At 31.9% G+C, this 13,546-nt stretch carries 18 protein-coding genes; 5 read left to right on the top strand and 13 right to left on the bottom strand.

What is annotated here, in order from left to right:
* Positions 1-241: 241 nt before the first annotated feature.
* From CD035_RS01595 to CD035_RS13850, 4 genes are all read right to left on the bottom strand, one after another.
* Entirely contained in the window at positions 242-1,126 is an 885-nt protein-coding gene (locus CD035_RS01595) for a nuclease-related domain-containing protein (RefSeq protein WP_048540683.1), read from the bottom strand.
* 91 nt (positions 1,127-1,217) lie between these two features.
* Complete coding sequence (locus CD035_RS01590) at positions 1,218-1,733, bottom strand: type 1 glutamine amidotransferase domain-containing protein (RefSeq protein ID WP_048540682.1); 516 nt, start codon at positions 1,731-1,733, stop codon at positions 1,218-1,220.
* A 65-nt stretch (positions 1,734-1,798) separates the two neighbouring features.
* Complete coding sequence (rlmD, locus tag CD035_RS01585; RefSeq protein WP_048540681.1) at positions 1,799-3,160, bottom strand: 23S rRNA (uracil(1939)-C(5))-methyltransferase RlmD; 1,362 nt, start codon at positions 3,158-3,160, stop codon at positions 1,799-1,801.
* Between the two features lie 12 nt (positions 3,161-3,172).
* Positions 3,173-3,334 carry an SE1561 family protein gene (locus CD035_RS13850; protein ID WP_049320382.1) on the bottom strand — a complete coding sequence of 54 codons (162 nt, stop codon included), beginning with the start codon at positions 3,332-3,334 and terminating at the stop codon, positions 3,173-3,175.
* Between the two features lie 136 nt (positions 3,335-3,470).
* On the opposite strand from CD035_RS13850, the gene yfkAB reads away from it, so the two are divergent.
* Positions 3,471-4,598 (top strand): radical SAM/CxCxxxxC motif protein YfkAB, encoded by a 1,128-nt coding sequence (yfkAB, locus tag CD035_RS01580; RefSeq protein WP_048540680.1) that lies wholly within the window; start codon positions 3,471-3,473, stop codon positions 4,596-4,598.
* Between the two features lie 49 nt (positions 4,599-4,647).
* Here yfkAB and CD035_RS01575 read toward each other — a convergent pair whose 3' ends face one another.
* From CD035_RS01575 to CD035_RS01560, 4 genes are all read right to left on the bottom strand, one after another.
* Entirely contained in the window at positions 4,648-5,160 is a 513-nt protein-coding gene (locus CD035_RS01575) for an acyl-CoA thioesterase (protein WP_025905162.1), read from the bottom strand.
* 217 nt (positions 5,161-5,377) lie between these two features.
* Positions 5,378-5,557: a hypothetical protein gene (locus CD035_RS01570; protein WP_048540679.1), complete on the bottom strand. Its 180-nt coding sequence runs from the start codon at positions 5,555-5,557 to the stop codon at positions 5,378-5,380.
* A gap of 77 nt (positions 5,558-5,634) precedes the next feature.
* Positions 5,635-6,864: an aminopeptidase gene (locus CD035_RS01565; RefSeq protein ID WP_048540678.1), complete on the bottom strand. Its 1,230-nt coding sequence runs from the start codon at positions 6,862-6,864 to the stop codon at positions 5,635-5,637.
* Between the two features lie 18 nt (positions 6,865-6,882).
* Entirely contained in the window at positions 6,883-7,086 is a 204-nt protein-coding gene (locus CD035_RS01560) for a DUF1128 family protein (protein WP_048540677.1), read from the bottom strand.
* Positions 7,087-7,223: 137 nt separating this feature from the next.
* On the opposite strand from CD035_RS01560, the gene CD035_RS01555 reads away from it, so the two are divergent.
* From CD035_RS01555 to CD035_RS01540, 4 genes are all read left to right on the top strand, one after another.
* On the top strand, positions 7,224-7,589 hold the full coding sequence (locus CD035_RS01555) for a PH domain-containing protein (protein WP_025905158.1): 366 nt from the start codon (positions 7,224-7,226) through the stop codon (positions 7,587-7,589).
* A 162-nt stretch (positions 7,590-7,751) separates the two neighbouring features.
* The gene (locus CD035_RS01550; RefSeq protein WP_025905157.1) at positions 7,752-8,051 is read left to right on the top strand and encodes a YtxH domain-containing protein; all 300 of its coding nucleotides are present in this window, start codon (positions 7,752-7,754) and stop codon (positions 8,049-8,051) included.
* A gap of 72 nt (positions 8,052-8,123) precedes the next feature.
* Complete coding sequence (locus CD035_RS01545; RefSeq protein WP_048540676.1) at positions 8,124-9,191, top strand: YihY/virulence factor BrkB family protein; 1,068 nt, start codon at positions 8,124-8,126, stop codon at positions 9,189-9,191.
* Positions 9,175-9,744, top strand: a complete 570-nt coding sequence (locus tag CD035_RS01540) for a beta-class carbonic anhydrase (RefSeq protein ID WP_025905155.1) — start codon at positions 9,175-9,177, stop codon at positions 9,742-9,744. Before CD035_RS01545 ends, CD035_RS01540 begins: the two co-directional genes overlap by 17 nt.
* Positions 9,745-9,782: 38 nt before the next feature.
* On the opposite strand, the gene CD035_RS01535 is transcribed toward CD035_RS01540, so the two are convergent.
* The 5 genes from CD035_RS01535 to map form a co-directional block, all read right to left on the bottom strand.
* Entirely contained in the window at positions 9,783-10,412 is a 630-nt protein-coding gene (locus tag CD035_RS01535; RefSeq protein ID WP_025905154.1) for a response regulator transcription factor, read from the bottom strand.
* Complete coding sequence (locus CD035_RS01530) at positions 10,402-11,445, bottom strand: sensor histidine kinase (protein ID WP_048540675.1); 1,044 nt, start codon at positions 11,443-11,445, stop codon at positions 10,402-10,404. The genes CD035_RS01535 and CD035_RS01530 overlap by 11 nt, the downstream gene beginning before the upstream one ends.
* Positions 11,442-12,152, bottom strand: a complete 711-nt coding sequence (gene liaF / locus CD035_RS01525) for a cell wall-active antibiotics response protein LiaF (RefSeq protein ID WP_048540674.1) — start codon at positions 12,150-12,152, stop codon at positions 11,442-11,444. Before liaF ends, CD035_RS01530 begins: the two co-directional genes overlap by 4 nt.
* A 15-nt stretch (positions 12,153-12,167) precedes the next feature.
* A complete protein-coding gene (locus CD035_RS01520) occupies positions 12,168-12,578 on the bottom strand; it encodes a hypothetical protein (protein ID WP_227532160.1) in 411 nt (136 codons plus the stop codon).
* A gap of 145 nt (positions 12,579-12,723) precedes the next feature.
* Positions 12,724-13,479 carry a type I methionyl aminopeptidase gene (gene map / locus CD035_RS01515; RefSeq protein ID WP_048540673.1) on the bottom strand — a complete coding sequence of 252 codons (756 nt, stop codon included), beginning with the start codon at positions 13,477-13,479 and terminating at the stop codon, positions 12,724-12,726.
* Between the last annotated feature and the right edge of the window lie 67 nt (positions 13,480-13,546).

Here is a 13,546-nt window from a genome sequence, read left to right as displayed (position 1 = left end):
AGAATTCTGTCCCTAACGACGCCCCTTACAGACATTTCTCAGAATTCTGTCCCTTACAGCACCTCTTAGAGACATTTCTCAGAATTCTGTCCCTTACAGCACCTCTTACGGACATTTCTCAGAATTCTGTCCCTAACGACGCCCCTTACAGACATTTCTCAGAATTCTGTCCCTAACAGCACCCCTTACGGACATTTCTCAGAATTCTGTCCCTTAATACCGTACATCAAAATTCATATTATTACTTTAAAAAGTATTTTTTATTTCTTGCACCTTTACTTAAGAAACATTTATCACAAATTCGTCTAATAGTTTTACTATTCCCTCCTAACCACCATACTGCTTCGGTGATTGTGAATGGCTCTTGCTTTAAATAATACAGTTCTTGCAAATTATATTCATAAACATACTTTTTATCCATTTCGGACTCACAATATTGGCACGTACATTTCTGTTTGTCTTGTTCAATTTTTACTGTGAACATGCGATTACATCTAGGACATTTGATACCTGGTTTGATTTGTTCAAACGGTATTGTCACACCTTTACTGTATTGCGCATCAAATGAATTTCTTACTGTTAATAGTTTCTGTTTAATTCTGATATTTTCTGATTGATTTTGATTTTTAAAAAGTTGGGTAAATGAGCCTAATTCTGAGGGTAAGATAACTTGATCTTTTAAGAGGTTTTTATTTTTGAAGTTAAAGTAAGGATTTGTAAAGACTAATTTTGAAACAACGGGTTTATCAATTTCTAAATAGCGACATAGTTTATTAAATTCATTTCTAGCTCTTTCCATTTGTATGAACGGTGAGGTAAATGAACTTCCAAAATTATTTTTTAATAGCGTGTCTTCCAAATAATAAATGCCTTTATAATTTTTTATCTCGAACAAATATATTGCATGATCATCGATGACGATTGCATCTATTTGAACTTGACTGTTGAATGTAAATTGAAAGTCGTTCATATATACGATATCCGTATCACAATTTAAAATAGCATTAAAATAATTTTCACCATCGTTCCCACTTGATTTATTTTGAATTGATTTCAAAATATTTTCGGTTAATTCAGCGCGCCCTATTAATGATTGAAAATACTTTGTATCATACTTACTTTCCATAAACCACGCTCCTTATATATTATAAAAAAATTATATAATAGCCTGCACAAAAAAACCACTCACTATAAAAGTGAGTGGCTAATCAAAGCATCTATTGAAGCAATGCAAGTGATTCACGGTTAAAGTCTTCTAAGTCGTCTGGAGTTCGACTTGTGACGATGCCATTGTCAACGACTACAGATTCGTCAACGACTTTTGCACCTGCATTTTGTAAGTCTTTTCTAACTGACAAGAAACTAGTAACAGTTCTGCCATTTAATAAATCTGTATCAATTAATAATTGAGGTCCGTGGCAAATTGCAAATGAAGGTTTTTCATTTTGTACGAAATGTTTAACAAATTCGCCAAAACGTCCTTGTTCATCCCCACGTAATAAATCTGGTGAAAATCCGCCAGGAATTAAGACTGCATCATAATCTGCAGCATTTGCTTCATCAATACCAACTTCTACTATAACTTTTTCGCCTTTTTTACCAGTGATTTCTTTTCCTTTTTCTTCACCAATAATAACAACTTCATGTCCAGCATCAGTTAATGCTTTTTGTGGACTTGTTAATTCAACGTCCTCGAATAAATCTGTTACAACTGCTGCTACTTTTTTACTCATAATATCAATCTCTTCCTTTCATAGTATGTCTAATATTTATATACCACTTTTGAAAGGTTTTAAACTTATTTTGCAACTAATTTTGCTACGACTTCTACTTGTGCTGTTTGTGGAAACATATCAATAGGTTGCATGCTTACGACTTTATATTTTTTAGATAAGTGTGCTAAATCTTTAGCTAAAGTTGATGGATTACAACTTGTATACACAAATGTTTTTGGATGAACGGATTTGATAAGTTCAACAGCTTTAATACCTAATCCAGTTCTTGGCGGATCAACTGTTATCACGTCTGGTTTAAAGCCTTCTTTAATCCATTTATCCATAACTTTATATGCATCACCAACTTCATAGTGTACATTATGACGATTATTGAGTTCAGCATTTTTCTTAGCGTCATCAATACCTTCTTTAATAATATCCATACCTCTCACTTCTTTCGCATTTTGAGAAATCCAAATACCAATTGTACCTGTTCCACAAAATGCATCTACAACTGATTCATTACCTGTTAAATTCGCCTGAGTTTCAATTTCACCGTACATTTTTGTAGCTTGTTCTGGATTTAATTGAAAAAATGAATCTGGCGATAAATCATAATAGTATTGACCAAGCGTTTCTGTAATTTGTTGTTTACCACTTACATGAATCGTTTGATTTCCAAGTACTCGTGATGTCTTCTCTTTATTAATATTGATGGATAAACTTTCCACGAAAGACAAATTCATGATTTGATCAATAAGAGACTGATTATATTTCAATTGATCGTCCGTACAAACTAACGTAACTTGTATTTGTTGACTATGCTTTGCCACTCTCGTAACAATATATCTTAGCCCTTGTTCTTTATTTGGATTTCTACATACTTTAACTTGTAAATTCATCAAAATATTTCTCAATTCATTCGTAACTTGAATCGTACGTTTATCTTGAACTGGACATTTTTTAATATCGATTAATTGATGACTATCTTTTTCATAAAGGCCTGCAATGAGTTGATTTCCTTTCTTCTGAACAGGAAATTGATTTTTATTACGGTATCCCCAAGGATTATCCATACCGATTGTAGGTTTTACAATTTTTGTTGGGATATTTTTTGCATATTTAGTTAACGCATCTTTTACAATTTGTGATTTGAATAAAAGTTGCGCATCATAATTTAAATGTTGCAGTTGGCATCCACCACAAATATCATAAACTTTACATTTAGGTTTAACCCTTTCTTTACTACGTTCACGGATTTTGACTACTTTCGCTTCGATAAAATTTGGTTTCGCCTTTACTACTTGGACAAGTCCAACTTCTCCCGGCAATAAACCTTCTACAAATGTTATCTTCTTCTTATAATAGCCAATACCTTCACCATTAATACCTAATCGTTTGATCGTTAAAGGAAACTTCTGTCCTACTTTTACTGAAACATTCATGTATGGCCACCATTAATCATGCATAGCTTGAACTTTTTTCTCAAGTTCATCAAGCAAAGCAATCCATTCATCTACATCAGATACTTCCATATCTTCAGGGTTCATTGCTTCCATTTCATCTAAAAAGTCTGATAACCTTTGTTTGATTTCATTAAGTGATGTTTTTTTACTCATTTGAATACTCCTTTATTTTTAATAATATTATTATGAATGATAACAAGTATAAAAACAATCATAAATCAGTATTGGAAAATTTGATAACAAGTGTTACGCTCATAGATAGGAAAAAAATCAGAAAGAAGGATATATCATGATATACGACTTGAAAAGTCCTATTTCAATAAAAAACGACCCGTGGGAAGCCTATAACGATATAGATGAACATGGTTCATTACAACTGAGTAATATAGAATTTACAACTACTACACTCTGTAACATGCGTTGTGCACATTGTGCAGTAGGTTATACGTTGCAATTACGAGACCCTGACACGTTACCGATGGATTTAATTTTAAAGAGACTTGATGAAGTACCTCACTTAAAAACAATCTCGATTACTGGTGGAGAACCAATGTTCAGTAAAAAATCAATTCGAGAAACAGTCGTTCCTTTATTAAAATATGCACACAAAAGAGGCATTTACACGCAAATGAATTCTAATTTAACGCTACCACTTGATCGTTATTTAGAAATTGCTGAGTATATTGATGTTATGCATATTTCACACAACTGGGGAACAATCGATGAATTCAGTGAAGTTGGTTTCCATGTGATGGACAAGAAACCACCTTTAAAAGCAAGATATCGACTATACGATCAAATGATTCAAAACTCTGCCACTCTATCAGAACAAGGTATGTTTGTATCTGCTGAAACGATGTTAAATAAAAGTACTAAACCTTATTTACAAAAAATCCATAATGAAATTGTTCATGATATGAAATGTAGTCGCCATGAAATACATCCTATGTACCCTTCTGACTTTGCGAGTCAGTTAAATATTATGAGTTTAAATGAAATGAAAGATACTATTCATGAGATTTTAGACTTTAGAGATGAAGATACATGGATGTTATTTGGTACGTTACCTTTTTACCCTTGTTTCATGAATGAATCTGACCAGAACTTATTATCTAGATTAAAATCATCTAAAAATGTAAGTTTAAGAAATGACCCAGATGGAAGAAGCAGATTAAATGTTAATGTATTTTCTGGAGATGTGATTGTTACAGACTTCGGCGATGAAACGGGATCTATCGCAAATATTAAACAAGATAAACTTGAAGATGTTTATCAAACATGGATGAATTCATCTTTAGCAAAATCACTTAACTGTCACTGTCCTAAAGTGAGATGTTTAGGTCCAAATCTACTCGTAAAAGATATGTACTATAAAGATGTTGACTTTAAAGCAAACGAATTTAGAATGAATCAATAATACAAAAAATGGCTAGGATAACGATTGTTGTCCTAGCCATTTATTTAAATTAGATATATAGTTTTGTAGACATGAAGTCTAATGTTTTCTTGCTTTCTTTTCTTCTTTCTTGGCGTAGTTTCACTCTATCTTGCGCACTTTCATAGAACCATTTTTCATCATCTGTTTCAGGATAGATTGCTGGAACTTCTGCTTTGTTCCCATCTTTATCTAAAGCTACAAATGTTAAAAAGCTATACGCTGCTAAATGTTTCTTTTGATTAATATTGTCTTCACTAATAACTTTTACGCAAATCTCCATAGATGATTTACCTGCATAAGTAACAAATGAAACTAACGATATCACTTCACCCGTTCCGATTGGTTGTAAGAAATCTACTGAATCAGTAGATGCTGTTACAACTGAATTCCCACTATGTCTCATCGCTGCGATTGCTGCGATTTCATCAATTTCCGCCATTAATTTACCACCGAACATCGTATTGTGATGATTAGTGTCCTCTGGAAATATTTGAATGGATTTTACACTTCTTGATTCTTTCATTGGTTTCTTCGTTTTCATATTATAACCCCGTTCAATTTTGCTTATTTTTATTGAAAAAAATAGGGAGCGGGACAGAAATCTAATTTATATAAAAAGATTTCGTAGTCCCGCCCCGGCAAGGATGACTAGAGTTGGAAAAAGCTTTATAAAAGCGCATTTTCAATTCAGTCATCTACTGCCAAGATACTAAAAAAGACTGAGGCATTCCGTTATGTCCCAGTCTCTTCCATTCTTATTAATGATAATGTTCCTCATCATCAAAGACTTTCTTCTCTAGTGCTTCTTCAGCAGTATCAATTCGTACAGACTCTCTACTATCGAATGTTTGAACAAGATACATCATTAAAGCGCCGCCAAATGTAAAAATTGCGAACACAAATGCGATCATTACGCTCCATTCCATTGGTGTACTCATGATATCCCCTCCTTTGAATGACTATAAAGACTTTATTTATCTTTATTATACATGATGTATTCTTAAATGGCTATCTTTTAAAATGCCCAATTACCATCTCTAAATACTGGTTCTTTCTCACCATTTTCCAAAATGCCATCAATTGATAAATCTTTGCTGCCAATCATAAAGTCAACATGTGTAGTTGAATCATTTAAACCATTTTCTGCTAACTGTTCTGCTGACATATCTTTGCCACCTTCAATACAAAACGCATAAGCTGAACCTAATGCAATGTGACATGATGCATTTTCATCAAATAATGTATTATAGAATAACGTGTTCATGTTAGAAATTGGTGAATCAACAGGTACTAAGGCTACTTCACCTAGTCGTTTTGAACCTTCATCTGTTTCAAGAATCGATTTCAAAATTTCTTCTCCAACACCGGCTTTGTAGTCTACTACTACACCATCTTTAAATGTCAAAGTAAAGTCATCAATAATATTACCTGAATAACTTAAAGGTAATGTATTACTGACTGTTCCGTTAACACCATTTTTATGTGGTGCAGTAAATACTTCTTCAGTAGGCATATTTGCTACAAAGCTGTTGCCTTTTGAGTTTACAGAACTAGCACCAGACCAATATTGACCGTCTGGTAATTCAATTGTTAAGTCAGTACCTGCTGATTTGTAATGCAATGCTTTATACTTTTTGTTATTTAAATAATCAGCTTTTTCATGTAATAAGTGATCATGTTCTTCCCAAGCTTTAACTGGGTCTTCTTGATCAACTCGTACTGTTTTTAAAATTGTTTCAAGTAATTTATTGACCGCTTCATTATCACTTAATTCAGGGAACATCATTTTAGCCCAACCTACTGATGGATATGAAGCTACACACCAACTCATGCGATCACTTTGTACAGCAACCATATAGTCTTTAAATGCTTTCCCGTTTGCTGCCATTGATTTGCGAATTTTGTTAGGATCAGCATCTTTCAAACTATCTGGACTAGATGAAACAATTGATAAGAACGCTGCTTTTCTATCTAAATAATCCATTTTTTCATCAATATCATATTGTTTAACATTCTCAAAAAATGCTTCAGGTTCATATTGGTATTTAAGCTGTGCAATTCTATCATCGTTGTACCTAACTTTTACGTCTTCTGCCCCTATTTTGTACGCTTCCTCAACAACTAAATGTACAAACTCACTTGCATCAATTGAAGCTTGAATATATACAGGTTCTTTTTCCTGAACATTCAAACCAACTTTTACTAATAACTCTGCATATTTTTGAAGCTGTTTTTCATAACCCATTTGTATAACCACCTTTGTTTATTTTCTAAGGTCACCTAAAGCTTGTGTAATGGCAGACATTTCACTTGCTGATATATTTTTTCTAGACATGACCATAGTATGTATTTCTTTTAATTCTTCTCTCTTTTCTTCAGGTATTGCATCTTTATTCAATACACTTGTATTTACTAATCGTAACTTGCCTTTTAAATCATCTACCATTTGTTCTATTGATTCAGTCATCTTTTTTATCATCCTTTCAAAATTTAGTTTAGCAAAAAGTAATTATAATTAAAACTATCAAACTTATATATTCACTTTACAATTTATATGAATATTTTATACAATAAACATGAATTATAAGGTGAGGAGTGATTCTAGTGGCTGTTCAAGATATACTTTCATGGACCCTTTTTGAACAAGTTGCAGTACCAGATAATATTTCACAATATCTTGTTGATGGCGAAGAAGCTTATAGTGCTTTTAAGACATTCAGAGATACTGCCGTATTTACAAACAAACGAATTATCATTCGTGATATGCAAGGTATCACCGGTAAGAAAATAGAAACTTACTCTATACCTTATAATATTATACTGATGTGGTCTACTGAGAATGCTGGTAAACTACTTGATTTAAACGGTGAAATCACATTATGGACGAGAGCTGGGCATTTTAAAATTAAAATAGGTAGAAATTTAGATATTATGCCTTTTGAAAAGCTATTGTCTAATGCACTATTATAAACTACAATTGTGTTTATATCTCTAAATTAATGGGAATAAACAACATTAGTGATATTTATAACATATATTAACGCCTATATTCTCTAATTTAAGATTCATATGTGATATGATATGTAGGTCAATGTTAATTTAAAGTTATATTCTGGAAAGGGGAAAAACATTATGCAAAACAAATTAGTTCCTGCTATTTTAATAGGTGGTACAATTGGCGCAATTATTGCATTAGCTGATAAAAACACTCGCCAATCATTATCAAACCAAGTACAAAACATTAAAGAAGGCAACACTTCAAGAGAACCTTCTAAATTAGATCAAATTAAAGATGAAGTTCTATACTGGAAAGATGTAATCGAAGAAATTCGTCGTAAAAATCCAGAATTAGAACAATCAATTATGGATGCTAAAGATACATTCATTGAGAAAAAGAATCAAAGACAAATCTCAGGTTCAAACCATTCATAATTTATATTAAAGACTAGGCTTATTCAACTAACCTAGTCTTTTTTAACATCATATTAAATTAGGAGAATTTATATGGGAAATGATAAATCGAGCTCAAAATTTTTAGAACAAGCTAAACATTTTAAAGACGAACAAAAAAAGTCTATTAAGAAAGAACATTATATTCCACCACAAAAATTTGAATCTAAAACAGCAAAGAAGGATAATCAAATATTTTACGTTTCAAAGATCAATAAACCAGCCAAATTTACGAAAGACGGTAATATTTTATCAACTTTAATATACAGAATTGGTAAGGATAATGCTACAGGACTTGCAGCACAGCTTTCATATTATTTCTTACTTGCATTATTCCCTACTCTAATATTTGTGTTAACGTTGATACCATTATTCCAAGTCAATCCTGATACAATTACAAATATGATATCAGAAAATGCACCTGGCGATACGGCAAAATTAATTACTGGCATAATTGATGACGTTATGAATAATGCCAGTGGTGGCTTATTCTCATTCGGTTTAATTGCAGCATTATGGTCTGCTTCAAATGGTATGACTGCTTTAATGAACGCATTTAATGTCGCTTATGATGTTGAAGATGGAAGAAATGCCATCATACTTAAAATCATGAGTGTCTTCTTCACAGTTATTATGGTTGTTGTATTCGGTATTGCAATAGCACTACCTATATTTGGACAACAAATCGGCAATTTATTATTCGGTCCTTTAGGATTAGAATCTGAATTACGTTGGATATTTAGTTTAATTAAAGTCGTATTACCATTAATTGTGACGTTTATCGTGTTCATCACACTTTATACACTCGCACCAAACATCAAAATTAAATTATTATCAGTTGTTCCTGGTGCAGCTTTTACAACAATTGCATGGTTAGGCTCAAGTGCACTATTTGGTTTATATGTTAATAATTTCGCTAACTACTCTAAGACATATGGTAGTATCGGAGGTATTATCGTATTGATGATTTGGTTATTCTTAACAGGATTAATTATTATCATAGGTGCAGAAATAAACGCAGTATTACATCAGAAGAAAATGCTTAAAAATGGATCACCAGAAGAGCAAGCATTTAATAACTTAACAGAAAACGGTGATATGACTAATGCCTCTATTGAATGATATTTTAGAATATAATGCAGCTTTCATAGAAAATAAGGAATATGAAAATCTTATAACAACGAAGACACCTAATGCTAAAGCAGTATTGCTTACTTGTATGGATACGCGATTAACAGAACTTTCTACGCGTGCATTAGGCTTTAAAAATGGTGATATTAAAGTTGTTAAAAATGCTGGCGCAACAATTTCTCATCCATATGGGTCTACTATGCGAAGCTTATTAGTAGCGATTTATGCACTTGGTGCTGAAGAAATCATTATCATGGGTCATAAAGACTGTGGAATGGGGAATTTGGATGTGGACTCAGTAATAGATACAATGAAAAGTCGTGGTATCACAGATGATACGCTTAATACAATCGAGCATTCAGGTATTAATATTCACCAATTCTTAAGAGGATTTGATGATGTTACCGAAAATGTTCAAACAAATATACAAAAAGTATATAACCATCCTTTATTTGATCAATCCGTTCCTATACATGGACTTGTTATTGATCCACACAATGGTGATTTAGAAGTGATTCAAAATGGATATGAATTTACTAAATAAAAGAAGTTGAGCTCCTTTCTGGAAGCTCAACTTCTTTTTTATGATATTAAATTATGTTGAAAGGCATATATAACAGCCTGTGTTCTATCTTGTACTTCTAATTTACTTAATATATTACTAACGTGCGTTTTAACTGTCTTAATTGTAATATGGGAAGCACTTGCTATTTCTTGGTTAGAATAACCTTTAGCGATTAATAATAATATTTCCATTTCTCGTTCAGTCAACATTTCGAATAATTCAGCTTTCTGGTTCATTCTATTTCTCATTTTTACAAGTACTTCTGGTTCGAAAATAGACTCTTTATTGTACGTCTTACGTATCGCATTTGCGATATCATCCGCAGAAGTCGTCTTTAATATATAACTATCAACACCCGCATCTAAGGCTTGGTAGACTTCATTATCTTCAATGAAACTTGTTAACATGACGATTTTAACACTTGGTTGATGCTTTTTTATATGTTGTGTTGCTTCTATACCATTCATATCATCCATCACTAAATCCATTAAAATGACATCGGGTTCTAATTCTTCAGCTTTTTCAATACCTTCTCTACCTGATGCTGCTTCCCCTATGACGGAAATATCTTCTTGTGTAGATAAATAACTAGAGATTCCGATTCGAACCATTTCATGATCATCTACAAATAATACTCTAATTGTCATATTGTTCCTCCTTATTATTTGGTACCTTAACTTCAATACGCGTTCCCGATTCAGGCATTGAAATAATATTGAGAGTGGCTCCAATTTCTAATGCGCGTTCGTTCATAGTATTTAGCCCATAACTCTGTGGATCTCTTTTAGATGTGTCAAAACCTACACCGTCATCTTGTATACGTAATATAACATAATCATTCGTATCTATTAACTCTATTGAAACTTTTGTACCTTTAGAATGACGTAACGTATTAGATATTGCCTCTTGAGTTATGCGGAATAGATGGTCTTCTGTACCTTTGGCTATTTCTATATCTTCTATATCATAAACAACTTTCATTGGTATTTTTTGTTTCAGGTCGACTACTAAATCTTTAATCCCTTCACCAAGCGATTTATTTTTTAATCCTAGAGGTCTTAAATGTAATAATAAAGCACGCATTTCTAATTGCGAATCTTGTATCATTTTTTCTAATAAGTCTACTTGTTTTGCTAATGGCTCTTTTAATTCTGATGATTTAATTGCAGATAACATCATACTTGCCGCAAATAATTGCTGACTTACTGAGTCATGTAATTCTCTTGCTAACCTTTGTCGCTCATCTTCTATGATTTTTTTAACGACGGAATCTTGCATTTGATACGATTCATTAATAATTTGTTGAGACTTTAATCTCAATGTGTATAGTTCTTCGTGCAACGGAATTAATGTTTGATAAATTTCTAAAGTTTCTTTGTGCAAATCAATTTCATGGTGATTTACACCTAACATTTCTCCTTGAAAAGATCTTTCGATTTGTTCTTTAATCCAATGATGCTGTTGATTAATTTTGTAGGCGACTGCAGTCCCTATTATAATACATAGCAAAATAACTACAATGTTGATAAATAGGAATGCTGGTACACCTAATATTTGAGTATAAAATATACCTTGAAAATATATAATATTAATAAAAATTCGATCTAAGAAAAATAATATACCAACAATTGTATAAACAAGTATAAGCATTGAACCTATAATTCTTGTGTAGTTATTCATCGATAAATCACCTCAACATCTCCCATAAATGTTGAGAAGAATATATTAACTTTAAATGAGTTTTTGTGACTATTTTCCTCATAATGTACCGTTTCATTTTTCACTCTATACACTTGATCATTCATATATAATCTGCCATATAAAGCAGTTATATGTACATGTACATGGTAATTATAAGGAACAATAATTTGTGTCTTTCCAATATATTGTCTCACGACAATAACATTATGCTCAGATAAATTAGCAGCTAAAGATAAATCTAATTCAATATCTCCAATTGCTTGTTGAATTTGTATATCTTCCCATTTATAAATATAGTGTGGTGTCTTTTGAGGAGAGAACCATCGCTGTTTTATAAATGACTCGTTAATATTTTCATTTGACGTTTGGTCGATATGTTCTACTCTTAATGGTTTCTTACGATATAGAAAATATCTAATAACTAAAAATACTAAGAATAAAAATAAAATGGCAAGCATGTATGGATTAGAAAGTAATGCATAAATCATTAAAATAGCGCCTATCCAAAATATAATTAATCCCCGTAATTTATGAAAATATAAATACCCTACATATATAAATATCGTACCCATTACAACAACGAGTAATAAGCCTATTTTCTCAAAGAAAATATAGTAAATGTTTGATAACAAAATCAATACAGATAATACGATCAACAATTCAGTTGATATAAATTTATTCTTCAACATACCACTCCTTTTTTAGAGAAGTGAATTCATCTGAGTAAGCATCGTACGCTCAGCTATCGTATCAGCAATTTTATCTAAAGTGCTTTTCATAGCTTCGTCAATTTTCGCTAATTCACTTTCTAACATATTAATTTGCTTTTGTAACCATTGTAAATCATGATCTTCTAATTTTTTAGCACATTTAATTTTAAAATCTTCAATCTTGTCCATATACTTATTGTCTAATTCTAAAGTATATTTATCAATTAATTTACTTAATTGACAACGTTTTTGTTCAAGATACGTGATGTACTGTTTCATAGCTTTAATTTTAACATCTAAGCGCTTTGCACATGTATCTAAACTTTCATAATACGAAACAAGAATCAATTGCTTTAATTGATCTGAAACAACATTAAACATAGAATCACCTACTTCTGTCATATTAAACTCTATTATAAAATGTTATTTCAAATCTAAAAATGGACCTAGGATTGAATTTTCAATAGGACCTTAGTCTTAGAAAAATAAAAAGGAGTAGTATAGAATCTTGTATGTTTAATCAATTCTATCCACTCCTCTTATATTTTTAGTCTTCTAATTTAGTTAATAATAATGGTCCTTCTTTAGTGACAACAATTGTGTGCTCAATTTGAGCGACGAAACTTTTATCTTTCGTTTCAAATGCCCAATCATTTTTACCGTCGCTAACGATTGTTGCATTTGATGAGATAAATGGTTCTACTGCAAGTACCATACCTTCTTTAAGCAATTGTTTTTCTAATGGATCATAATAGTTCATAACATGTTGTGGTGAATCGTGTAATGAACGTCCAACACCATGACCTGTTAAGTTTTTAATAACTTTTAAGCCATTTTTACGTGCTGTAGCATTAACTGCTCTGCCAATTTGAGATAATTTAGCACCTGGCTTAACTTTCTTCATTGCTTCTTCAAAAGCCATAGCCGCTACATCTACTACTAATTGTTTTTTCGGGTCATCTGCATTACCAACAACAAATGAAATACCTGTATCTGCATAATAGCCATTTTTACGTGCTGATACGTCTATGTTTACAAGATCGCCTTCTTTAATCACACGTTTACCAGGTATACCGTGCGCAACCTCTTCATTAACACTTATACATGTGTAACCAGGAAAATCATACTCTGCAATAGGTGCTGATTCTGCTTCTAATTCAGCAAATCTTTCCTTTGCGATGTTATCTAATTCTTTAGTTGTCACTCCGGGTTTAGTTGCTTCTTTCAACTCATCACGAATTATTGCACAAATTTTACCTATTTCTTTTAGGCCATCAAGTTCTTCATTGTTTTGAATTATCATTTAAATCCCGTTCTTTCTTTTAAAATTTTTTTGTCGTTTATCATTATATCAGAAAATGCATGTTATA

Source organism: Mammaliicoccus sciuri (assembly GCF_002901825.1).
Classification (GTDB): domain Bacteria; phylum Bacillota; class Bacilli; order Staphylococcales; family Staphylococcaceae; genus Mammaliicoccus; species Mammaliicoccus sciuri.
The sequence above is the reverse complement of the archived record's forward strand: the minus strand, read 5'-3'. Positions and strand labels throughout refer to the sequence as shown.